The 21,869-nt window shown below is 69.4% G+C and carries 26 protein-coding genes; 15 read left to right on the top strand and 11 right to left on the bottom strand.

Going from position 1 to position 21,869, the window contains the following annotated elements; genetic code table 11:
* Positions 1-59 precede the first annotated feature (59 nt).
* Positions 60-1,178 (bottom strand): peptidoglycan bridge formation glycyltransferase FemA/FemB family protein, encoded by a 1,119-nt coding sequence (locus OHA55_RS14925; protein ID WP_266706590.1) that lies wholly within the window; start codon positions 1,176-1,178, stop codon positions 60-62.
* 171 nt (positions 1,179-1,349) lie between these two features.
* Positions 1,350-1,676 carry a hypothetical protein gene (locus OHA55_RS14920; RefSeq protein ID WP_266706589.1) on the bottom strand — a complete coding sequence of 109 codons (327 nt, stop codon included), beginning with the start codon at positions 1,674-1,676 and terminating at the stop codon, positions 1,350-1,352.
* 276 nt (positions 1,677-1,952) lie between these two features.
* Between OHA55_RS14920 and rpsF the strand changes: the two genes are divergently transcribed.
* The 4 genes from rpsF to rplI all read left to right on the top strand — a co-directional run bounded on the left by rpsF (position 1,953) and on the right by rplI (position 3,672).
* Positions 1,953-2,243 carry a 30S ribosomal protein S6 gene (gene rpsF, locus OHA55_RS14915; protein ID WP_266706588.1) on the top strand — a complete coding sequence of 97 codons (291 nt, stop codon included), beginning with the start codon at positions 1,953-1,955 and terminating at the stop codon, positions 2,241-2,243.
* 71 nt (positions 2,244-2,314) lie between these two features.
* Entirely contained in the window at positions 2,315-2,926 is a 612-nt protein-coding gene (locus OHA55_RS14910) for a single-stranded DNA-binding protein (RefSeq protein ID WP_266706587.1), read from the top strand.
* Positions 2,927-2,970: 44 nt separating this feature from the next.
* The gene (rpsR, locus tag OHA55_RS14905) at positions 2,971-3,207 is read left to right on the top strand and encodes a 30S ribosomal protein S18 (protein ID WP_003967857.1); all 237 of its coding nucleotides are present in this window, start codon (positions 2,971-2,973) and stop codon (positions 3,205-3,207) included.
* Positions 3,208-3,225: 18 nt separating this feature from the next.
* Positions 3,226-3,672, top strand: coding sequence for a 50S ribosomal protein L9 (gene rplI / locus OHA55_RS14900; RefSeq protein ID WP_266706586.1), 447 nt, complete (start codon positions 3,226-3,228; stop codon positions 3,670-3,672).
* Between the two features lie 106 nt (positions 3,673-3,778).
* Here the strand turns inward: rplI and OHA55_RS14895 are convergent, their stop codons facing one another.
* Complete coding sequence (locus OHA55_RS14895; protein ID WP_266706585.1) at positions 3,779-5,116, bottom strand: MATE family efflux transporter; 1,338 nt, start codon at positions 5,114-5,116, stop codon at positions 3,779-3,781.
* Between the two features lie 458 nt (positions 5,117-5,574).
* Between OHA55_RS14895 and dnaB the strand changes: the two genes are divergently transcribed.
* Positions 5,575-7,059, top strand: a complete 1,485-nt coding sequence (gene dnaB, locus OHA55_RS14890; protein ID WP_266706584.1) for a replicative DNA helicase — start codon at positions 5,575-5,577, stop codon at positions 7,057-7,059.
* A 140-nt stretch (positions 7,060-7,199) separates the two neighbouring features.
* Positions 7,200-7,748, top strand: coding sequence for a hypothetical protein (locus tag OHA55_RS14885; RefSeq protein ID WP_266706583.1), 549 nt, complete (start codon positions 7,200-7,202; stop codon positions 7,746-7,748).
* Here OHA55_RS14885 and OHA55_RS14880 read toward each other — a convergent pair.
* Complete coding sequence (locus OHA55_RS14880) at positions 7,711-8,049, bottom strand: putative quinol monooxygenase (protein WP_266706581.1); 339 nt, start codon at positions 8,047-8,049, stop codon at positions 7,711-7,713. The two genes, OHA55_RS14885 and OHA55_RS14880, sit on opposite strands and share 38 nt — an antisense overlap.
* 59 nt (positions 8,050-8,108) lie before the next feature.
* Between OHA55_RS14880 and OHA55_RS14875 the strand changes: the two genes are divergently transcribed.
* Both OHA55_RS14875 and OHA55_RS14870 read left to right on the top strand, forming a co-directional pair.
* Positions 8,109-8,471 carry a MerR family transcriptional regulator gene (locus tag OHA55_RS14875; RefSeq protein WP_266706579.1) on the top strand — a complete coding sequence of 121 codons (363 nt, stop codon included), beginning with the start codon at positions 8,109-8,111 and terminating at the stop codon, positions 8,469-8,471.
* A 94-nt stretch (positions 8,472-8,565) separates the two neighbouring features.
* The gene (locus tag OHA55_RS14870; RefSeq protein ID WP_266706577.1) at positions 8,566-9,948 is read left to right on the top strand and encodes a serine hydrolase; all 1,383 of its coding nucleotides are present in this window, start codon (positions 8,566-8,568) and stop codon (positions 9,946-9,948) included.
* Between the two features lie 87 nt (positions 9,949-10,035).
* On the opposite strand, the gene OHA55_RS14865 is transcribed toward OHA55_RS14870, so the two are convergent.
* Positions 10,036-10,488 carry a GNAT family N-acetyltransferase gene (locus OHA55_RS14865; RefSeq protein ID WP_266706575.1) on the bottom strand — a complete coding sequence of 151 codons (453 nt, stop codon included), beginning with the start codon at positions 10,486-10,488 and terminating at the stop codon, positions 10,036-10,038.
* Positions 10,489-10,558: 70 nt separating this feature from the next.
* The gene (locus tag OHA55_RS14860; protein ID WP_266706573.1) at positions 10,559-11,017 is read right to left on the bottom strand and encodes a MarR family winged helix-turn-helix transcriptional regulator; all 459 of its coding nucleotides are present in this window, start codon (positions 11,015-11,017) and stop codon (positions 10,559-10,561) included.
* Between the two features lie 138 nt (positions 11,018-11,155).
* Here OHA55_RS14860 and OHA55_RS14855 point away from each other — a divergent pair, with 138 nt between their 5' ends.
* Together OHA55_RS14855 and OHA55_RS14850 are read left to right on the top strand one after the other, a co-directional pair.
* Positions 11,156-12,367: an MFS transporter gene (locus tag OHA55_RS14855; protein ID WP_266706571.1), complete on the top strand. Its 1,212-nt coding sequence runs from the start codon at positions 11,156-11,158 to the stop codon at positions 12,365-12,367.
* Between the two features lie 73 nt (positions 12,368-12,440).
* Positions 12,441-12,869, top strand: a complete 429-nt coding sequence (locus tag OHA55_RS14850; RefSeq protein WP_266706570.1) for a heme-binding protein — start codon at positions 12,441-12,443, stop codon at positions 12,867-12,869.
* Positions 12,870-13,016: 147 nt separating this feature from the next.
* Here OHA55_RS14850 and OHA55_RS14845 read toward each other — a convergent pair whose 3' ends face one another.
* Positions 13,017-13,913, bottom strand: a complete 897-nt coding sequence (locus OHA55_RS14845) for a GNAT family N-acetyltransferase (RefSeq protein WP_266706569.1) — start codon at positions 13,911-13,913, stop codon at positions 13,017-13,019.
* Between the two features lie 357 nt (positions 13,914-14,270).
* Between OHA55_RS14845 and OHA55_RS14840 the strand changes: the two genes are divergently transcribed.
* Positions 14,271-15,530, top strand: coding sequence for a globin domain-containing protein (locus OHA55_RS14840; protein WP_266706568.1), 1,260 nt, complete (start codon positions 14,271-14,273; stop codon positions 15,528-15,530).
* A gap of 1 nt (position 15,531) precedes the next feature.
* Here the strand turns inward: OHA55_RS14840 and OHA55_RS14835 are convergent, their stop codons facing one another.
* The 3 genes from OHA55_RS14835 to OHA55_RS14825 all read right to left on the bottom strand — a co-directional run bounded on the left by OHA55_RS14835 (position 15,532) and on the right by OHA55_RS14825 (position 17,872).
* Complete coding sequence (locus OHA55_RS14835) at positions 15,532-16,011, bottom strand: NUDIX domain-containing protein (protein ID WP_266706567.1); 480 nt, start codon at positions 16,009-16,011, stop codon at positions 15,532-15,534.
* A 275-nt stretch (positions 16,012-16,286) separates the two neighbouring features.
* Complete coding sequence (locus OHA55_RS14830; RefSeq protein ID WP_266706565.1) at positions 16,287-17,411, bottom strand: cystathionine gamma-lyase; 1,125 nt, start codon at positions 17,409-17,411, stop codon at positions 16,287-16,289.
* Positions 17,412-17,494: 83 nt separating this feature from the next.
* Positions 17,495-17,872 (bottom strand): phage holin family protein, encoded by a 378-nt coding sequence (locus OHA55_RS14825; RefSeq protein WP_266706563.1) that lies wholly within the window; start codon positions 17,870-17,872, stop codon positions 17,495-17,497.
* An 80-nt stretch (positions 17,873-17,952) separates the two neighbouring features.
* Between OHA55_RS14825 and OHA55_RS14820 the strand changes: the two genes are divergently transcribed.
* The 4 genes from OHA55_RS14820 (at position 17,953) to OHA55_RS14805 (ending at position 20,462) form a co-directional block, all read left to right on the top strand.
* Positions 17,953-18,270 carry a cupin domain-containing protein gene (locus OHA55_RS14820; RefSeq protein ID WP_266706561.1) on the top strand — a complete coding sequence of 106 codons (318 nt, stop codon included), beginning with the start codon at positions 17,953-17,955 and terminating at the stop codon, positions 18,268-18,270.
* Positions 18,271-18,515: 245 nt separating this feature from the next.
* Positions 18,516-18,737 (top strand): DUF5326 family protein, encoded by a 222-nt coding sequence (locus OHA55_RS14815; protein ID WP_266706559.1) that lies wholly within the window; start codon positions 18,516-18,518, stop codon positions 18,735-18,737.
* A 415-nt stretch (positions 18,738-19,152) separates the two neighbouring features.
* The gene (locus tag OHA55_RS14810) at positions 19,153-19,923 is read left to right on the top strand and encodes a helix-turn-helix domain-containing protein (protein ID WP_323180473.1); all 771 of its coding nucleotides are present in this window, start codon (positions 19,153-19,155) and stop codon (positions 19,921-19,923) included.
* Between the two features lie 101 nt (positions 19,924-20,024).
* The gene (locus OHA55_RS14805; protein ID WP_266706557.1) at positions 20,025-20,462 is read left to right on the top strand and encodes an SsgA family sporulation/cell division regulator; all 438 of its coding nucleotides are present in this window, start codon (positions 20,025-20,027) and stop codon (positions 20,460-20,462) included.
* A 36-nt stretch (positions 20,463-20,498) separates the two neighbouring features.
* Here the strand turns inward: OHA55_RS14805 and OHA55_RS14800 are convergent, their stop codons facing one another.
* Positions 20,499-21,821, bottom strand: a complete 1,323-nt coding sequence (locus OHA55_RS14800) for a YibE/F family protein (protein ID WP_266706555.1) — start codon at positions 21,819-21,821, stop codon at positions 20,499-20,501.
* Between the last annotated feature and the right edge of the window lie 48 nt (positions 21,822-21,869).

The following is a 21,869-nucleotide window of genomic DNA, read 5'->3' as shown; positions in this document are numbered from 1 at the left end:
GAACGTACGGAGATGTCAACGGAGCGGACGGGGCCGGTCGTTCGCCGGGCCCGGGTGCGTCAGCGGCGCGACATGTAGATGTCGAGTGCCTTGTGCAGAAGCTTGTTGAGCGGGAAGTCCCACTCACCGACGTACTCGACGGCTTCCCCGCCCGTACCGACCTTGAACTGGATCAGGCCGAAGAGGTGGTCGGTCTCGTCCAGGGAGTCGCTGATGCCGCGCAGGTCGTAGACGGTCGCGCCCATCGCGTAGCTGTCGCGCAGCATGCGCCACTGCATCGCGTTGGAGGGCCGGACCTCGCGGCCGATGTTGTCGGAGGCGCCGTAGGAGTACCAGACGTGTCCGCCGACGACGAGCATGGTCGCGGCCGAGAGGTTGACCCCGTTGTGGCGGGCGAAGTACAGCCGCATCCGGTTGGGGTCCTCGGAGTTGAGGACGGACCACATGCGCTGGAAGTACGAGAGGGGGCGCGGGCGGAAGTGGTCGCGCACGGCCGTGATCTCGTACAGCCGCTGCCATTCGGCCAGGTCCTCGTAGCCGCCCTGGACGACCTCGACACCGGCCTTGTCGGCCTTCTTGATGTTGCGGCGCCACAGCTGGTTGAAGCCCTTGAGGACGTCCTCCAGGGAGCGGTTCGCGAGCGGCACCTGGAAGACGAAGCGGGGCTGCACGTCACCGAATCCGGCGCCGCCGTCCTCGCCCTGCTGCCAGCCCATCTTGCGCAGTCGGTCCGCGACCTCGAAGGCCCGCGGCTCGATGACCGTGGCCTCCACGTCCCGCAGACGCTTCACGTCCGGGTCCTGGATGCCGGCCTTGATGGCGGTGGAGTCCCAGCGCCGGATGACGACCGGCGGGCCCATCTTCACCGAGAAGGCGCCCTGCTGCTTGAGGTGGGCGAGCATCGGCTGGAGCCACTCGTCCAGGTTGGGCGCGTACCAGTTGATGACCGGGCCCTCGGGGAGATAGGCGAGGTACCGCTTGATCTTGGGGAGCTGTCGGTACAGCACCAGTCCGGCGCCGACGATCTGACCGTTCCTGTCGAACCAGCCGAGGCTCTCCGACCGCCACTCGGTCTTCACGTCAGCCCACGCCGGGACCTGGCAGTGACTTGCCGCGGGCAGGCTCTGGATGTACGCCAGATGCTGCTCGCGGCTGATGGTCCTCAGGGTCAGGCTCATGCGGGGCGCTCCTCGGCAGGTGTGTCCCCATCGGTCAGGGGCTCCGGCTCTCGCGCCGAAGCCTACTGTGAGCGGGGAGCGCCCGTTCTGGCCCGTACGGCACTTGGCCGCGAGCCGGTGTCGCGAGGGCCCCGGCGGAGCTGCCGCCGGGGCCGCGCGGGACCTGCCGGGTCAGCTGACCACTCCGCCGAAGAGGCCTCCGTGGGCCATTCCGAGGTAGAAACCCACGGCGGAGGAGCCGATGCCCATGATCAGGGCGAACCGCTCCCAGGTGGTCCTGGAAATCCACATTCCGTAGCCGCCGACCAGGATGCCGACGAGCCCGGCCCACGAGCTGAGCAGGTGCAGGTCGTGGAACATGGCCGACACGAAGGCCAGGACGCCGAGGACTCCGGTCACCACCATCAGGGTGTCCTGGAGCGGATGGGGCCTGCCGTCCGTGGCGAAGAGGGAGCCGGTGGGGCGGTTCCGCGGGCGGGTGTGCGCTACCTGGGCCATGAAGTGCCTCCTGCCGAAGGGGGCGGCGTACTGAGACGCCGCTCACATCCGATATGTACAGATTGCGCATCCTTGGCCCTGGATTTCAACCCGGGGGTCCATGGCAGGTAGTCTGTACGGTCTGCACCGGTGTCTGCCTTGAGGCTGCCCGGCGGCACTCTTCCCGAGATGCCCGCCGAGTCGCTGTTCCGCCCGACGGACACCGATGCGTACGCATCACGACCCTCCTGCCACGGAACGACCGTGGCCGCTGAGTCCAAAGGAGGTGGGTTCCACATGCGTCACTACGAAGTGATGGTCATCCTCGACCCCGATCTGGAAGAGCGCGCTGTCTCTCCCCTGATCGAGAACTTCCTCTCCGTCGTCCGTGAGGGCAACGGGAAGGTTGAGAAGGTCGACACCTGGGGCCGTCGTCGGCTCGCCTACGAGATCAAGAAGAAGCCCGAGGGCATCTACTCGGTCCTCGACCTGCAGGCCGAGCCTGCGGTCGTCAAGGAGCTCGACCGCCAGATGAACCTGAACGAGTCGGTCCTCCGGACCAAGGTCCTCCGTCCCGAGACCCACTGAGCATCTAGCTCAGCGGTCATCGGGTTCGAGTAGCAGCCAGAGTTAAGAAATCCCCGCCGAGAGGTTCATCCATGGCAGGCGAGACCGTCATCACGGTCGTCGGCAATCTCGTCGACGACCCCGAGCTGCGCTTCACCTCTTCCGGTGCGGCGGTCGCGAAGTTCCGTGTCGCGTCCACACCCCGCATCTTCGATCGGCAGACCAATGAGTGGAAGGACGGCGAAGGCCTGTTCCTCACCTGCTCGGTCTGGCGTCAGGCGGCGGAGAACGTCGCGGAGTCGCTTCAGCGAGGCATGCGCGTCATTGTGCAGGGTCGGCTGAAGCAGCGGTCCTACGAGGACCGTGAGGGCATCAAGCGCACGGTCTACGAGCTGGACGTCGACGAGGTCGGCCCCAGCTTGAAGAGCGCCACGGCCAAGGTCACCAAGACCGCGGGTCGCGGTGGGCAGGGCGGCCAGGGTGGCGGCCAGGGTGGATACGGCGGCGGCCAGCAGGGTGGCGGCAACTGGGGCGGCGGTCCCGGTGGCGGTGGCCAGCAGGGCGGCGGCGGTGCTCCCGACGCCGACCCGTGGGCGACCGGCGCACCCTCCGGCGGCCAGCAGGGCGGGGGCGGCCAGGGCGGCTGGGGCGGAAGCTCCGGCGGTTCCAGCGGCGGCGGCTACTCGGACGAGCCTCCTTTCTAGGTCCGGCTCGTACCCCCACTTCTTGATCACACAGGAGAAACACCATGGCGAAGCCGCCTGTGCGCAAGCCTAAGAAGAAGGTCTGCGCGTTCTGCAAGGACAAGACCCAGTACGTGGACTACAAGGACACGAACATGCTGCGGAAGTTCATTTCCGACCGCGGCAAGATCCGTGCCCGCCGCGTTACGGGCAACTGCACTCAGCACCAGCGTGACGTCGCCACGGCAGTCAAGAACAGCCGTGAGATGGCGCTGCTGCCCTACACGTCCACCGCGCGATAAGGGAAGGGTGACGCAAACATGAAGATCATCCTCACCCACGAGGTCACTGGCCTCGGTGCCGCCGGCGACGTCGTCGACGTCAAGGACGGATACGCTCGCAACTACCTGGTCCCGCGTGGCTTTGCCATTCGCTGGACCAAGGGTGGCGAGAAGGACGTGGCGCAGATCCGCCGCGCCCGCAAGATCCACGAGATCGCGACGATCGAGCAGGCCAACGAGATCAAGGCCAAGCTCGAGTCCGTGAAGGTCCGTCTGGCTGTTCGCTCCGGCGACGCCGGCCGCCTCTTCGGCTCCGTCACCCCGGCCGACGTCGCTTCGGCGATCAAGGCTGCCGGTGGCCCGGAGGTCGACAAGCGTCGCGTCGAGTTCGGTTCGCCGATCAAGACGCTCGGCGGACACCAGGTGTCCGTGCGCCTGCACCCCGAGGTCGCGGCGCAGCTCGGCGTCGAGGTTGTCGCTGCCTGAGGCAGTGCTCGTACGAGTTAGGTGAAGGGCCGTACCCCGCGGGGTACGGCCCTTCGTCGTTTCACGTGAAACATGACGATTCATCCGTCAGCGAGGCGTACCCGGATCAGCGGGTGGCGCCGGTGACGAGCCACCGACCCGAGCGGGCGCGGAGCCACAGGGTGATGAGCCGGACGGCCATCATCAGGTCCATGGCCCACCAGAGTGCCGTGAGTCCGCCGCCGAGGGTGGGGATCAGCAGGGCCACCGGGGCGAAGACGGCCAGGGTGACCAGCATGGCCAGAGCCAGATAGCGCCCGTCTCCGGCGCCCATGAGCACCCCGTCCAGGATGAAGACGACCCCGGCGATCGGCTGGGAGACCGCCACCACCAGCAGTGCGGGCAGCAGGGTGTCGCGTACGGACGAGTCGCTGGTGAACAGCGGGATGAAGAGGGGGCGGGCGAGCACGATGAGAGCGCCGAGCACCACTCCCGCGGCCAGGCCCCACTCCACCATCCGACGGCACGCCTCACGCGCTCCCTTGGCGTCGTCGGCGCCGAGATAGCGCCCGATGATCGCCTGACCGGCGATGGCGATGGCGTCCAGGGCGAAGGCCGCGAGGGTCCAGAGCGAGAGGACGATCTGGTGCGCCGCGATCTCCACGTCGCCGAGCCGGGCGGCGACCGCGGTGGCGATGACGAGGACCGCGCGCAGGGAGAGCGTTCGGATCAGCAGCGGAACTCCGGCTCGGGCACTCGCGCGGATGCCCGCCGCGTCGGGGCGGAGCGATGCTCTGTGCCGACGGGCGCCCCGGACGACCACCACCAGATAGGCGGCGGCCATGCCTGTCTGTGCGATCACGGTGCCCCAGGCGGAGCCGGCGATGCCCAGGTCGGCGCCGTAGACCAGGACCGCGTTGAGGATCGCGTTGGCGGAGAAGCCGCCGATGGCGACGTAGAGCGGAGTGCGGGTGTCCTGGAGTCCACGCAGCACACCGGTCGCCGCCAGTACGACCAGCATGGCCGGTATTCCGAGCGTCGAGATGCGGAGGTAGGTGGTCGCGTAGGGAGCCGCGGTTTCGGAGGCGCCGAGGAGATCGTCGATCCACGGTGCGGTGGGCAGGGCGGCTGCGACGACCAGAGCCCCCAGGAGCAGGGCGAGCCAGATGCCGTCCATGCCCTGGCGGATCGCGGAGGCGAGATCGCCCGCGCCGAGACGGCGGGCGACGGCCGCGGTGGTGGCGTAGGCGAGGAAGACGAAGATGCTGACGGCGGTGGAGAGAAGTGCTGCGGACACCCCGAGCCCGGCCAGTTGCCGGGTGCCGAGGTGGCCCACGATCGCGCTGTCCACCATGAGAAAAAGGGGCTCGGCCACGAGTGCGCCGAAGGCGGGCACGGCGAGTGCGACGATCTCCCGGTCGTGCCGTCGGCGACCTGATGCCGGTGTCACGGGGGCCTTGGTCATGAGAGCCAATCCAATCTTCCACAGGTAATGCACGCAAGTCCCTTGCAGTCCTTACTTTCGCAGGGTCTGTGCGCTGGGCCACGCGTCGTTCGAAGTGATCTTGAAAGAAGCGGGAAAGTTTTTCTCCCCCACAGTCGGTGGACGGGAAAATGCCAGGTCAGGGGTGCGTGCGTGCCGATGTTATGAGTTTGTCCACAGTGCTGTCCCCCGGTCCGTGCACAGGATCGGCGGACTTCTCCACAGCATCTGGTCCGTCGTCCACATGCCCTGTGGATAACCAGATTGGCTGACGGTGCGTGGCGGCCTACCGTGGACCGTCGCCCGTACTCCGGCCGTCCTTCGGAACGCGCTGAAATCGAAGCGCAGTAAGCGGAGTCGGGTGTCCTGTTTGTCGGTGCCGTGCCGTAAGAAAGAGTGGCATGGCTAGGTCCGCGAAGCGGACGGGAGGAGGTGGCCCGGTGAGCATTCCGGAGCCTTTGGACGAGCCCTGGGCCGACGTCGGTCCCAGTGACCGTCTGCCTGTTTCCCGTCAGCGTCGCGGCGAACGCGGTGACCGCGCGGGGCGCGACGACCGGCACGACCGGGGTCGTGACAGCGACTGGGAAGGCGGCTCTCCGGGTTTCGAGCGGGTGCCCCCGCAGGACTTGGATGCCGAGCAGTCGGTGCTCGGCGGCATGCTGCTCTCCAAGGACGCCATCGCGGAGGTCGTGGAGGTCATCAAGGGGCACGACTTCTACCGCCCCGCCCACGAGACCGTCTACACGGCCATTCTCGATCTCTACGCCAAGGGCGAGCCCGCCGACCCGATCACGGTCGCCGCCGAGCTGGTCCGGCGCGGCGAGATCACCAAGGTCGGCGGCGCGCCGTATCTCCACACCCTCGTCCAGTCGGTGCCGACCGCGGCGAACGCCTCGTACTACGCCGAGATCGTCCATGAGCGGGCCGTGCTCCGCCGCCTGGTCGAAGCCGGTACGAAGATCACACAGATGGGATACGCGGCCGACGGAGACGTCGACGACATCGTCAACTCCGCCCAGGCGGAGATCTACGCCGTCACCGAGCAGCGCACCAGCGAGGACTACCTGCCGCTCGGCGACATCATGGAGGGCGCACTCGACGAGATCGAGGCGATCGGTTCCCGCAGCGGTGAGATGACCGGTGTCCCCACGGGGTTCACCGACCTGGACGCGCTGACCAACGGTCTGCACCCCGGACAGATGATCGTCATCGCCGCCCGTCCCGCCATGGGTAAGTCGACCCTGGCGCTGGACTTCGCCCGGGCCTGCTCGATCAAGGGCAACCTCCCGAGCGTGATCTTCTCCCTGGAAATGGGGCGCAACGAGATCGCGATGCGTCTGCTTTCGGCCGAGGCCCGGGTGGCCCTGCACCACATGCGGTCGGGCACCATGACGGACGAGGACTGGACGCGCCTGGCCCGGCGGATGCCGGACGTCTCGGCGGCTCCGCTGTACATCGATGACTCGCCCAACCTCTCCATGATGGAGATCCGGGCGAAGTGCCGTCGTCTCAAGCAGCGCAACGACCTCAAGCTGGTCGTCATCGACTATCTGCAGCTGATGCAGTCCGGTGGTTCGAAGCGTGCCGAGAGCCGCCAGCAAGAGGTCTCGGACATGTCCCGAAACCTCAAGCTGCTCGCCAAGGAGCTGGAGCTTCCGGTGATCGCGCTCTCCCAGCTGAACCGAGGTCCCGAGCAGCGTACGGACAAGAAGCCGATGGTCTCCGACCTCCGTGAGTCCGGCTCCATCGAGCAGGACGCCGACATGGTGATCCTGCTCCACCGTGAGGACGCGTACGAGAAGGAGTCACCCCGCGCCGGCGAGGCGGACCTGATCGTCGCCAAGCACCGTAACGGCCCCACCGCCACGATCACCGTGGCGTTTCAGGGCCACTACTCCCGTTTTGTCGACATGGCGCAGACCTGATCCGCCGCTTTCGCGGGTTCGCGGGACGTGTGGCCACTTTCCATCGGCGACGGCACCCCGTGGCCAACAGGACACGGGACGGAGAACAGCTCTTCTGGACGGGGCAGGCGCTCGGCTCGGCCGACTGCCACCATGCTGAGATGGCTCACGACATCGTGTTCTTCCTCGCTCCGGACGACGAGAGCGCCGCCGAGACGCGCCTTCGGGGACCTGGCCCGGCGTTTGCTTCGGTGACCTGCCGTTTCATGGAGCCGGACAGTGCCATCGCGGAGTGGGACATGTACTTCGCGGAACCCTCTGCCGAGGTACCGCCGATCGAGCAGCTCCTTGCGTGGCGGCCATGGCCGGAGTGGGTCACCGCGCCCTTGAACGATGGCATCGAGGTGTTCGCTCTGCCGCCGCGGTTGGTCCGGGCGCTGACCAACGCCAACTCCACCGATTTGGAAGAGCTCGCAGTCCGCTGGACCGCGAGGCTCAGAGCTGACGACGGGGACGAGATGACCGACGACGATCTGCCGGCGGTCCTGCGAGGAGTGTCCCGGCTGGCGGCATCCGCGGTCACCACGGGTGGCGGCCTCTACAGCTGGAGCGACGAGCCGCCCGGACCCGTCCGCCGGATGCCGTGGACCGGGCGGCTCGTCGCTGCACCCTTCACGCGGGGACCGGTACGCCTTCCTCGTACGGGCTGATCATGGTGTTGAAGAAGCCGTCCGAGGGTCCTTCCAGGTAGGTCGGCAGGTTCTCCAGGAAGGCGCGCAGCGGGGGCGTCGCGTTGTGGCGGTCGAGGTCTTCCTGGGAGCGCCAGACCTCGTAAAGGAAGAAGCGGCCGTCCTCGTGCTCGTGCAGGTGGTACTGCAGGTTGCCGGGTTCCTGCCTGGTGGGTGTCACGAAGGAGAGGAGGATGCGCCGGACCTCGTCCGCGCGCTCCGGCCGGGGCCGGAGGAATCCGTAGAGGGCGATGGGGCGAGCCGTGTTCCGTGTGTTCGTCATGGCCGCGACACTAGGATCTCTCATCCGTGTGAGGTTCAAGCGGTTGTGAGGAGCGCCACATGAAGATCGGTGAGCTGTCCGAGGTGACGGGTACCTCTGTCCGACTGCTGCGCTACTACGAGGAGCAGGGCCTCCTGGAGTCCCACCGCCTCGCGAGCGGCCACCGCCGTTACGAGGACGGCGCCCCCGTCGTGGTCCGCCGCATCCGCTCGTTCCTGGACGCCGGCCTGCCGACCCGGGTCATCCGGGATCTGCTGCCGTGCGTCGGTGGGGACGGCACGGTAGACGGCTGCAGGCTGGAGATCCTCCAGGATCACCTGCTGGGTCTGGACGACCGGATCTCCGCGCTGTCGGAGGCGCGTACGTCGCTGACCGGGCTCATCGCCGCCACCCAGGCCCGCGAGGGTTCGCCCGCGCCCTGACCCGTGTACGCGCCCTGACCGGTCTACCGGCCCCGAGCGCTTCGGCGCTGAATGGAGTCGCGGGGCGGCGCCGGTTTCGACCATTCTTCGTTCCATGACGTCATGGAACGAAGAACTGCTGCCGGCCACCCGACGGGCCCTGCTGCACCGCACCGCCACCGCCCAGAGGGAGGGGCGCACCCCCTCGATGGTGGCCGGAGTGCTCCGGGACGGGCGGATCGGGTGGAGCGGGGGGCGCAGTTGTGTCGACGGACATGAGCCCGACAGCGACACGCAGTACCGGATCGGCTCGATCACCAAGACCTTCACCGCCGTTCTGGTGCTCCGGCTGAGGGACGAGGGGCTGCTCGATCTGGACGACCAGGTGGAGAAGCACCTGCCGGGCTCGGGCGTCGGGGGAGTGAGCATCCGTCAGCTCCTCGGTCACGGCGCCGGACTCACCGCCGAGACACCCTCCCCGTGGTGGGAGCGGACACCCGGGGACACCCGCCCGGACCTGGCCGCCGTCCTCGGCGAGCAGCCCTTCCGGCACCCGGCCGGTCTCCGCCACCACTACTCGAACCCCGGTTACACCGTGCTCGGTTCCCTCGTCGAGGCGGTACGGGGGGACTCCTGGGAGGAGGTGCTGCGGCGCGAGATCCTGGAGCCGCTGGGGATGCGTCGTACGAGCGTGGACCCGCAGGCGCCGCACGCGGGAGGCTGGGCCGTGCACCCGTGGGCCGACGTGATGCTGCCCGAACCGAGCCATGACCTGGGGCTGATGGCCCCCGCCGGGCAGCTCTGGTCGACCGTGGGGGACCTGCTCACCTTCGCAGGCTTCCTCGCCGAGGGGGACGACCGGGTCCTGAGCGCCGCCTCGGTCCGGGAGATGCGGGCGCCCTCGGTTCCGCTGGAGGCCGGCGACTGGACGGGTACGTACGGGCTCGGGCTCCAGGTCGTCCACCGGGACGGGCGCACCCTCTTCGGACACTCCGGCTCGTTGCCCGGCTTCCTGGCCTGTCTCTGGGTGTGCGCGGAGGACGACGTGGCCGCCGTCGTGCTGACCAACGCTACCTCAGGGCCCCCCATCACCGAGGTGGCCCAGGACCTCGTGCGGATCGTCGCGGAGGCGGAGCCCCGCATCCCGGAACCCTGGCGCCCGCTGCCCGAGGTCGACCAGGACCTGCTGGCCCTGACCGGACCCTGGTACTGGGGTACCCAGCGGTACGTGGTGAAGCTGCTGGACGACCGCTGTCTGGAGCTGGCTCCGCTGGCGGGGACCGGGCGGGGTACGAAGCTCCGGGCTGAGCCGGACGGCAGCTGGACCGGACTCAGCGGGTACCACGCGGGGGAGCGGCTGCGGATGGTGCGGAACACCGACGGGTTGGTGTCCCACCTGGACCTGGGCTCCTTCGTCTTCACCCGTGAGCCCTACGACCCGGCGGACGCCATCCCCGGGGGCGTGGACCCGGAGGGCTGGCGAGGGCTGGCTCGCTGAGAGAAGCATTCGGTGTGCCCCGTCCGGTCCGGTGTTTCACGTGAAACACCGGACCGGACGGGCCCGTGGAGCCGGTGAACGGCGTGCTCAGAGCGCGAGCTTGAAGCCCACGTGGCTCGGAGTGAAGCCGAGACGTTCGTAGAAGCGGTGGGCATCCGTCCGGGTCGCGTCGGAGGTCAGCTGGACCAACTGGCACTCCTGGCGCCGGGATTCGTCCACGGCCCACTGGATCAACCGGGTGCCGAGTCCGTTGCCGCGCTCCTCGCTGTGCACCCGGACCCCCTCGATGACGGAACGGGTGGCGCCCCGCCGCGACAGACCGGGGATGATGGTGAGTTGGGCCGTGCCCACCACCTGGTCGCCCCGCACGGCGACCATCAGATACTGGTTCGCGTCGTCCGCGAGGCGGCGGTACGCCTTCTCGTACGGTGAGAGGTCGTCGGGCGACTCGCGCTGCGCGCCCAGGGGATCATTGGCGAGCATCGAGACGATGGCCGGGACGTCGGCGAAGGTCGCGGGCCGTATCAGCAGTTCCGTCATGATCGGCACCCTACGCAGCGCGTGCCACGGCTCCCCGTCCGGGCGGTACTCCCGCTCCGCCGGAGGGTGTCTACGCAGGGACCTTGAGCCCCTCGACCGCCCTCACGAGCGGCGCCAGTTCGGGGTGCTCGGCCGCTTCGTCCAGGGCGGCCCGCAGGGCGGTGTCGTTGGTGGGCCTGGCCTCGGTGAGCAGGGTGAGGCCCGCTTCCGTCACGTCGGTGTAGATGCCCCGGCGGTCCGTGTCGCAGAGGTACCGGGTGAGCAGTCCCCTGTCCTCCAGGCGGGTCACCAAGCGTGTGGTGGCGCTCTGGCTCAGCACGACCGCGTCGGCCACCTGCTTCATCTGGAGATGGCCGCCGGGGCCCTGGTGCTGCCGGCTCAGGACGTCCAGCAGGGAGTACTCGCGGACGCTGAGGTCGTGACCGGCCTGCAGGGCCCGCTCGATGTGCGCCTCGATCTTTCCGTGCAGCAGGGAAAGAGCGCACCACCCCTGGGCCAGGGCGGTCAGGGCGGGGTCCGTGGCGGTCATCGTCTCTCCTCCGTGCGGGAGCTGCTTGGCTCCAGGATAGGGGACGCGTGCAATAGCCCGCGCTTGCAATTAACCAGCGTCTGCAATTATTGTCGACGCTTGTAAGGCGCAGACGCAATCTTCAGGAGAGGTGAATCCATGCCGCTGGCGCTTCTCGCCCTCGCCATCGGGGCTTTCGGAATCGGGACCACCGAGTTCGTGATCATGGGGCTGCTCCCCGAGGTGGCCGCGGACTTCCAGGTGTCCATCCCGACCGCGGGCTTCCTGGTCACGGGGTACGCGCTCGGTGTGGTCGTGGGCGCCCCGCTCATGACGCTGCTGGGCACCAAGGTCAGCCGCAAGCGCATGCTGATGCTGCTGATGGGTCTCTTCATCATCGGCAACGTCGTGTCGGCCCTGGCCCCCGTGTTCGGCGTCATGATCGTCGGACGGGTGATCGCCTCGCTCGCCCACGGAGCCTTCTTCGGGATCGGTTCGGTCGTCGCGGCCGACCTGGTGGCCCCGCAGAAGAAGGCCGGCGCCATCGCCATGATGTTCACCGGTCTCACCGTCGCCAACGTGGTCGGTGTTCCGCTGGGCACGTACATCGGTCAGACCGCCGGCTGGCGGGTCACCTTCCTCGTGGTCGCCGCCCTCGGCGTGATCGGCCTGCTCGGTGTGGCGAAGCTCGTGCCGGAGCAGCCCCGTCCCGAAGGCGTACGGCTCCGCCATGAGCTGGCCGCCTTCCGCAACGTGCAGGTCCTGCTGGCCATGGCCATGACCGTGCTGGGATTCGGCGGCGTCTTCGCCGCGATCACCTACATCACTCCGATGATGACCGGCATCGCCGGCTTCGCCCCGTCATCGGTCACCTGGCTTTTGGTTCTCTTCGGGATCGGCATGGTGGCCGGCAACCTGCTGGGCGGGAAGTTCGCGGACCGGCATCTGATGCCGATGCTCTTCGTCACCCTCGGCTCGCTCGCGGTCGTGCTGGCCCTGTTCACCGTGACCGCGCACAACAAGGTCGCCGCAGCCGTCACCGTCGTCCTCATCGGAGCCCTGGGATTCGCCACCGTTCCGCCCCTGCAGAAGCGGGTGCTGGACCAGGCGTCGGGTGCTCCGACGCTGGCCTCGGCGGTCAACATCGGCGCCTTCAACCTGGGCAACGCGCTCTCCGCCTGGCTTGGCGGCATGGTGATCGCGGCCGGCTTCAGCTACACCGCACCCAACTGGGTCGGCGCCGCACTCGCGGGAGCCGCCCTGATCCTCGCTGTGTTGTCCAGCCTGCTGGAGCGCCGCCAGGCACGGGACGGCCGGATCGTCGCCTCGCACACCCCCGAACCGGCCGCCGCGACCGCGGCCCGGTCCTGACCCACCCCCTCCGGGCGGTTCTCACGAGCGCCCGCACTCCCCACCACCATCACGGATCACGCAGGAGAACACCATGAGCACCACCACCCGTACCGCCGTCGCCCCGCTCACCATCGATGACGCGGAGACCCTGATCGAGGCGGCCCGTACCGCCGCCGAGGCGGCCGGTGTCGCCGCCGCCGTCACCGTGCTCGACGCCGGCGGGAACCTGCTCGCCTTCCGCCGGGACGACCGCGCCGTTCTCATCGCGGGCGAGACCAGCACCCGCAAGGCCTACACCGCGCTGCAGCTGAACTCCCCCACGGCCGACCTCGTGGACGCCGTCCAGCCGGGCGGGATCTTCCACTCGCTCACCACCGCGCTCGACCGCCCGCTGCTCTTCATCGCGGGCGGCGTGCCGGTGCACCGCGACGGTCAGCTGATCGGTGCAGTGGGTGTCGGCGGCGGTGCTCCCGAGCAGGACCACGGCTTCGCCACCGGCGCCGTCGCCTCGCTGGTCTGACGGTTCTCCCGGACACTCCGACGTACCGCTGCCCCGACGCCCCGCTGCCCGTACGGCAGCGGGGCGTCGGGCTGCGGCCGTCCCCGCAGGACGGCTGTCGGCGCCCGCAGGACGGCTGTCGGCGCCCGCAGGTCGGCGGCCGTCGTGTCAGCCGGTCGCGACCGTCAGCGGTGCGAACCTGTGGCTCCAGTCGCCGGGCACGTCCTGGCACCCCCTGGTCATGACCGCCGTACGGGACACTGCCGCCAAGCCGCGTTCGGAGAGCCAGCCACGCAGCTCCGTGTGGCGGGTGTCGATCTCCGTCCGCAGCACGAGGTCCGTCTCGGAAGCGAGCGAGGCCACCAGCGCCTTCGCGGTGTCCGAGTCCGGTGCGACGAGCGGCCCGATCACATGACTCCCGTCGCTGGGCCAGAGCGCGGCGAACCCCACGAGCTCACCCGCCCGCTCGGCGACCCGGAAGTGGTCCGAGAAGGCGGGGAGCCGCGCGAGCATCTGGGTCCGCTCGGCACCGAAGGCAGAGACGTCGAGCGCCATGATCGCCGGGAGATCCCGGGCCTTCGCCCGACGCGTCGTAAGGGCGGACGAACCGTGCGCCTCTGCGGAGGCCCGTACCGGGACGTCCTCCGGCAGGAACCGCCCGACGGAACGCTCCACACTCCCCACGACCGCGAAGCCGAGCCCTTCGTAGAGGGGCCGCCCCTGATCCGTGGCGAAGAGGGTCAGCGGAGTCTCTCCGTGTTCCGCGAGGACATGCAGGAGCAGACGGCGGCCCAGGCCCTGCCGTGCGAACCGCTCGGCGACGAGCATCATGCCGAGCGCCGCGTGGGACGGTTGATAGGAGGTCACCACGCAGGCGGCCGCCAGCCCTTTCCCCGCGGGGTCGTCGATGCCGTACCCCGTACTTGCCCCGAGGAGCAGGCCCCACCGGTGTTCGTCCCGGGGCCAGCCCCGGTCCTCGCTGAGATCGGCACAGGCGATCAGGTCGCCCCTGGTGAGGTGCCGGATGGGCAGGTCGTCGGGAAGGCCGTGCCGGATGCTGGGCATGAGAGCCAGGCTCTCCGACACCGAGGCGGCCCGTCCACCGTTTTGTCGCTTCCTTCGCCAAGGTTTTCCGCGCCTGTTCCGGGTGGCTCGCCGGCCGTACGCCTTCCGGTACTCGGCTGGGCGTCGGTGCGAGGACGTACGGGGACCGTGGCACGCCGGCCCGTGAACCGTGTTTCACGTGAAACACGCACCCGGCCACACACACGCACCCCGGCCACGCCGCCGGCGATGAGGCGTGCCGGAATTCCCGTTATGCGCCCGTTGTGTCGAAGGATCCGGCAGACTGCGGACCGGGGAGCCGCGAACCGTGTCGGGCCAGTCAGTCGACCGAGAGACAGTTCGAGGCGAGGCACAGTCATGGAAGCTCCGACCAGTAATCCGGCTGCCGGATCTTCGCAGCCACCTACCGCACCTCCGCCGCCCCGCCGGCGGGGGACCGCCCGCTCTCCACGCCCCGCCCCTCCTCGGCAGGACGGCACTCCGTCGGCCGACGCGGTACTGATCCGACGGAATCTGGCGGAGATCGGCCCGAGCGCCGACCGGGCCACCGCGCACTTCTACGCGGTGCTCTTCCTGCACCGCCCGGAACTGCGTGAGATGTTCCCGGCCGCCATGGACGTGCAGCGCGAGCGGCTCTTCCGCGCTCTGCTGGCCGCCGCCGACCGCCTCGACGACGGGGTGGCGCTGACCGCGCATCTCTCGGCGCTGGGGAGGGGACACCGTCGGTACGGCACGCAGCCCACGCACTACCCCGCCCTCGGGGAAGCCCTGTTGGCCGCTCTGCGCCGCCACGCGCCCGTCACCTGGGACGCCGAGAGCGAAGCGGCCTGGGTACGGGCCTACACGGCCATCTCGCAGATCATGATCGACGCGGCGGCCGAGGAAGAACAGCGGTCCCCGGCCTGGTGGCAGGGAGAGGTCGTCGCGCACGAGCGCAGAACCCCGGACATCGCGGTGATCACCGTGCGGCCGGACCGTCCTTACCCGTTCCTCGCCGGGCAGTACACGGCGGTGGAGACTCCCTGGTGGCCGCGGGTCTGGCGGCCGTACTCCTTCGCCTCCGCGCCGCGCCCCGACGGCCTGCTCACCTTCCACGTCAGAGCGGTCCAGGCGGGCTGGGTCTCCCGGGCCCTGGTCCACCGGGCGGCACCGGGGGACGTGCTGCGGCTCGGTGCCCCGGCGGGAACGATGACGGTCGACCACACCACGCACACCGCGCTGCTCTGCCTCGGCGGCGGCACGGGCATGGCGCCCATCAGGGCACTGGTCGAGGATGTCGCCGAACACGGGGACCGCCGTCGCGTCGACGTCTTCTGCGGGGCCCGCACCGAGCGTGACCTCTACGACCTCGACGTCATGCTGCGGCTCCAGCGGACGTACCCCTGGCTCGCCGTGCACCCGGTGGTCGCGAGCGGCCCGACCCGCGCCCGGACCGGCGAGCTCCCGCAGGCGGTACGGGAGACCGGGCCGTGGGGCGAACGGGACGCCTATCTCGCAGGCCCGCCCGGCATGATCCACAGTGGCGTGCGGGCCCTGCTCGACGCGGGTGTCCCGGCGGCGCGCATCCACCACGACACCGTCGAGGAGGCAGTGCTGCCGGCCGACGGCCCGGCCTGAATCAGCCCAGGTCGGGCGCGTGCATGGCGCGTACGCCCTCGATGTTGCCGTCCAGGTAGTGGCGGAGGGAGAGCGGGACGAGGTGGACGGCGGCGATCCCGACCCGGCTGAAGGGAATCCGGACGATCTCGTACTCCCCGCAGGGGGCCTCGATCTCGGGGCCGTGGCGTTTGGAGGTGTCCATCGACGCCAGCCGGCAGACGAAGAAGTGCTGGACCTTCACCCCCGCCGCCCCGCCGTCCGCGATGTGTTCGACCGTGTCGACGAAACAGGGCACCACATCGACGATCTTGGCTCCCAACTCCTCGTCGATCTCACGGTGCAGGGCGTCGACGACGGTGGCGTCCTCGGGCTCGACCCCGCCGCCTGGTGTCACCCAGTAGGGGTCCACCCCCGGCTTGGTCCGTTTGATCAGGACGAGTTGGTCGCCGTCGAGGAGGATGGCGCGTGCGGTGCGCTTGACCACAGGGCGTTCGGTCATGGCAAGAGAGTGGCCCGCAGACACCCTTCCGAAACTCCTGCGGGCCCGTTGTGCGGTGGCGGGCCGTACGGCCCGCGCCCTCCACCGGGACGCGCCCGCGCGGTCCACCGACGGGCTCGCACCGGCGCGCTCCGGGTGGCTCCGGGCGGCGCGGACCGTGTCGGGAGGGGGAACGGGGTCCGCGCCGAGGCACGCACGGACGGAAACGGTGGGGCTCCGGTGCGCGCGGAGAGCCCCTTCCGTGCGCACCGGAGCCCCGGCCGGCCGCCGTGCGGTCAGCGGGCGGCCGCGTCCAGTGCCTGCGCCACGTCGGCGAGCAGGTCGTCCGGGTCCTCGGCGCCGACCGAGAAGCGGATGAAGCCCTCGGACACCGCGTCGCCGCCCCAGCGCCCGCGCCGCTCCGCGGTGGACCGCAGACCGCCGAAGCTCGTGGCGTCGTCGACCAGCCGCAGCGCCTCCAGGAAGCGCTCGGCGGTCTCGCGGTCGGCCAGTTCGAACGAGACCACGGAGCCGAAGCGCCGCATCTGCCGCACGGCGACCGGGTACGAGGGGTCGGAGGGGAGCCCCGGGTAGCGCAGCCCGGTCACTTCGGACCGCTTGGTGAGCTCCTCGGCCAGGGTCAGCGCGGTGGCGCACTGGCGCTCGATGCGCAGCTGGAGCGTGGCGAGCGACCGGTGAGCGAGCCAGGCCTCCATCGGGCCGGGGATCGCGCCGACGACCTTGCGCCAACGGCGGACCCCGGCGGCGAGATCGGCGTTCCGGCAGGTCACGTGGCCGAGCAGGATGTCGCCGTGGCCGGTCATGCCCTTGGTGTCGCTGGCCACCGAGAAGTCGGCGCCCAGATCCAGGGGCCGCTGGCCGATCGGGGTGGCCAGGGTGTTGTCGACGGCCACCAGGGTGCCGCCCGCGTGCGCCGCCTCGACCAGACGCCGGACGTCGCAGACGTCCAGGCCCGGGTTGGACGGTGTCTCGATCCAGAGCAGCTTGGCCCCTTCGAGGGCGGCCAGCTGGGCGTCACCGCCGGTGGGCGCGGTGCGGACCTCCACGCCGTACGCCTCCAGCTGCTCCCGGACGAGCGGCAGCGCCTGGTAGCCGTCGTTCGGCAGGACGACGACGTCGCCCGTGCGGAGCTGGGAGAAGAGGACGGCCGAGATCGCGGCCATGCCCGAGGCGAAGACGGTGGTGACGACCTCCTCACCCGGGGCCTCCAGCTCGCCGATGGCCTTCTCCAGGTGGGTCCACGTCGGGTTGGTCTCCCGGCCGTAGGTGTACGGCCCGACCGGCTCTCCCGAGAGGTGGAAGTGAGCGGCGAAGACCGGTCCGGGAAGAGTGGGCTCGTACTGCTGCGGTTCGGGGAGACCTGCTCGTACCGCCCTCGTTCCGTCGCCGATGGTGCTCATGCTGCGCTCCTTGTGTCCTTCCCGGGCCGTCGCCGGTGCTGCCTGCACCTTCTCAGCCCGGGAGGGAAGTCCGTCAAGGTGTCTCAGTCCTCGTCGGGGAGAGCGATGTGCATGGCCCAGGAGACGATGGCGATGATGAGGCCGCCCAGCACGGCGGTCCAGAAGCCCTCCACGTGGAAGCTGAGGTCGGCAGCGCCGGCCAGCGCCGAAGTCAGCTTCAGCATGAGGGCGTTGACGATGAGGGTGATCAGCCCCAGGGTCAGGATGAAGAGCGGCAACGTGAGGAGCTGGACGACGGGCTTGACGATGAAGTTGACCAGCCCGAAGAGCAGGGCGACCAGGATCAGGGTGAGGACCTTGCGGCCGGTGTCGGCGCCGGTCAGCGTGATGTCCTGGAGCAGCCAGATGGCCACCGCCAGAGCGGCTGCGTTGGCGGTCGTCTTGACTACGAAATTCTTCATGTGTCTGATCGTGGCAGACACGAACCACGGGGTACACCGTCCGTACGGGAACCCTGGACGACCACGAGGGGCGCACGTAGATGAAGGCATTCAGGCTCGACGAGCTGGAAGCGGAACGAGCCGCCAACGACGGCGCCTATCTGCAGTTCCTCCGCGAGCGGAACATGTCCGTGGGCCTGTACGCCCTGGATGCCGGCGCCCTCGACACACAGAGCCCGCACCGCCAGGACGAGGTGTATCTCGTGGTCAGCGGGCGGGCGTCGATCACCGTGGGCATGGAGACGACCGTGGTGGGGCGGGGAAGCGTGGTGTACGTGCCGGCCGGTGTGGCCCACAAGTTCCACCACATCACCGAGGATCTTCGCGTGATGGTGGTCTTCTCCCCGCCGGAGGGCTGATCCTCCGGCCGGGCCCCGAGTCCCGGGCACCTTCCGCGGACCGGCTCCCGGGCACCGCCCGTGGACCGAGTCCCTGGGCGGTGTGACGGCACACCCTAGGGGATCGATCAGGGGAGTCCGGGGGATACGGACCGCCCGTCGCCACCTTCTCCGCTCTAGCATCGGTACCGGGATCCGGGATGCCGGGACCAGGACCGGGAATTCCCGGCCCGGCGGGCAGGGACACGAGAGACGAGGTAGGGACGATGGCGGTCCGGGAGATATTCGCGGGAATGCCCTGGTGGGTGAAGTGGATCGCGGTGCCGGTGATCGCGATCGTCGTGTTCGGCGGGCTGATCGCCAGCGTGGTGACCTTCGTGGTCACGCTGCTGTTCAAGGTGCTGCTGTTCGTGATCCTCGTCGGCGGACTGATCTTCGTCGTGCGGAAGTTCCTCTCGTCCTCCTCGGACTCCCGACGCGACTGGTAGCCGCAGCCACCGCGGGTCAGGGCACCGCCGGTCCGGGCACCGCCAGGTCCGGGCACCGCCGGTTCCTGAGTGGCGCAGGGTGCGGGTGCCCAGGCCGCGGGTGCCCAGGCCGCGGGTGCCCAGGCCGCGGGCGCCCAGGCCGCGGGCGCACAGAACCGGGCGGCCGGAACCGGATCTGGTCACGGAGAGTCCCGCGGATTAGCCCGGCAGAGCTAAGCGCGGCCCGAAACCGCTCCACGAATGGCCCTGACGGCTACAGTGACGGTTCGCTGCCGCCGCCTGGGAAGTAACTGTCCGTCACCATCCTGACCAATGGTTCCGCGACAGTCGAGAGCGCGCCCCGGGCTCGCGGCACGCCCGTGGGGGCGGCCTCCACGGGAGGGCTGACCGCCCGTCACCATGCCTGGGGGTGACCGTGACCACGGCATCGACCACCACTGTCCCGACGCTGATCGGTTCGGTCCAGCGGGCCCTGAGACTGCTGGAGGCGGTGGGCGCCCATCAGGACGGCGCCCCGGCCAAGCAGCTCGCGCGGGAAGCGGGCCTGCCCCTGCCGACCACCTACCACCTGCTGCGCACCCTGGCCCACGAGGGCTACCTCCGCCGGGAGAACGGCGTCTTCGTCCTCGGCGCCGCCGCCGAGCGGATGTCCGGCCGGGCGGCCGAGGAGAGCAGGCGCGGCAGACTCAACGACTCCCTCGCGCGCTGGTGCGACGAGTTGGGGGCTCCGGTGTACTGCGCGGTCTACCGCGAGGGTGAGATCGAGCTGGTGGCCGTGGCGGACTCCGCCGAGACGCCGGCCGTGGACGAGTGGGCTCCCTTCGCGGAGACCGGCCACGCGCACGCGCTCGGGCAGTGCCTGCTCGGGCAGCTCGACGAGAAGGCGCGGGAGGACCATCTGCTCCGCCATCCGGTGCGTCCCCTGACCCGTTACTCAGTGCGAGATCGCCCGGTCCTTCTTGAGCGATTGCGTTCGATGGAGCGCATGAAACCTGTCATTGAGCGACAGGAGTACGCACTCGGAACGGTCTGTGCCGCCATCCCCATCACCGCAGGCTCGGCCGTCGCGGCGATGGCCATTTCTCTACCCCTGGACCGCCAAGAGCAGTTGCTCCCCGCAGTCGAACAACTACGTGGCGAAGTGGCGCGGCTCTTGCGTTCGTTCGTGTTCTCTATCAGTATCTGAAAAATCACTCCTTGTGATCTGCTATCGCGTGCACCACGATGGCGTCAATAGGGCCATGGGGGATCATTCCTGGCCAGATTCATCTACTGCGGGGTTGAACGATGCGCGAGTCGGTTCAAGCAGAGGTCATGATGAGCTTCCTCGTCTCAGAGGAGCTCTCGTTCCGTATTCCGGTGGAGCTCCGGTACGAGGTGAGCGATCCGTACGCGATCCGTATGACGTTCCACTTGCCCGGTGACGCCCCTGTCACCTGGGCCTTTGGTCGTGAGCTCCTGCTCGACGGCCTCAACAGCCCCAGCGGGGACGGCGATGTGCACATCGGCCCGACCGAACCCGAGGGGCTCTGTGACGTGCACATCCGGCTCCAGGTGGGCGCGGACCGGGCCCTGTTCCGGGCCGGTACGGCGCCGCTCGTGGCGTTCCTCGACCGGACGGACAAGTTGGTGCCGCTGGGGCAGGAGCACACGCAGGGTGACTTCGACGGCAATCTCGAAGAGGCGCTCGGCAGGATTCTCGCCGAGGAGCAGAACGCGGGCTGACAGGGTGTCAGCCCGTTAGTTTTTGGGCCTTCGCGCTCACGTCTTGCGGCGGCGGCCCCTCCCGGTCCGTACGGGTGCAGGAGCTCCGGCTTCCGCGCCGAGCCCTGTGCGGTCCGCGGACACCACCAGCGCGGCGAGCACCGTCGTGACGGGCACCGAGGCGACCAGTCCGATCGAGCCGACGAGAGTACGGACGATCTCCTCCGCCACCAGCTCGCTGTTGGCGACCGTGCCCACACTGCTCTGCGCGATCGAGAACAGCAGCAGCAGTGGCAGCGCCGCGCCCGCGTACGCGAGCACCAGGGTGTTGACCACCGAGGCGATGTGGTCGCGCCCGATCCTGATGCCCGCCCGGTAGAGCCCGCGCGCCCCCATGGTCGGGTTCGCCTGGTGCAGCTCCCACACCGCCGACGTCTGTGTGACCGTCACGTCGTCCAGGACGCCGAGTGAACCGATGATGACACCGGCCAGCAGCAGACCGCTCATGTCGATGTCCGGATAGAGGCCGTGGATGAGGCCGGTGTTGTCGTCGGTGTTGCCGGTCAGGCCCGCCCAGTCGATGAAGACCGAGCCCAGCAGCCCGATCAGTACCAGCGAGATCAGCGTGCCGATGACCGCCACCGAGGTGCGGGCGGTCACTCCGTGGCAGGTGTACAGCGCGATGAGCATGATCGCGCTCGCTCCGACCACCGCCACGAGCAGTGGGTTGGACCCCTGCAGGATCGCCGGGAGGATGAACAGCGTCAGCACGGCGAAGGAGACCGCGAGCGCCACGAGCGCCATGACGCCTTTCAGCCGCCCCACCACCACGACGGCGACGGCGAAGATCCCCGCGAGCAACGCCAGCGGAAGCTTCCGGTCCACGTCGGTGACCGAGTACTGCAAGTCGTGCGGAGCGTCCGGCGCGTAAGCCAACACGACCCCCTGACCCTCGCTCAACTGCCTTGAGGCTTCCGGCTGGACGATCTCGGCGAAGGTGCGCCCCTCATCCTTGCCGCTGGTCACCTCGATGGTGGCCTTCTTGCAGTCGCCGGTGTCCGCGGCCGGGCCCGAGCCCGTCGAGGTGTCAACCGTGGCGGGAACCTGGGCGGCGTTGACGTCCGCGCAGTCGACCCGCTCCACCTTCACCACCTTTCCCTGCTCGGTCTGCCGGTCGAAGCCCACACCGGTCCGCTCGTGCGCGGGAGTTCCGCCGGGCCAGAGCACCGCCAGACCGACGATCACCGCCGCCGCGAAGGGGATCAGCACGCATGCGATGACCTTCCGCAGATGGGTGGAGACGGGGGCCGCGGGGCCGTGGCTGTGCGTATGGCCGTGTGAGGGGTCCTGGGGTTCGGGACGGTCCTGGGAGGAGTTCACCGGCCGATCATCGCAAGTGCGGGAGAGGCCCCCTGGTCAGCACGGCCG

The organism is Streptomyces sp. NBC_00102 (assembly GCF_026343115.1).
Lineage (GTDB): Bacteria > Actinomycetota > Actinomycetes > Streptomycetales > Streptomycetaceae > Streptomyces.
Note: the sequence above shows the minus strand (reverse complement) of the source record. Positions and strands in the feature narration are given on the sequence as shown.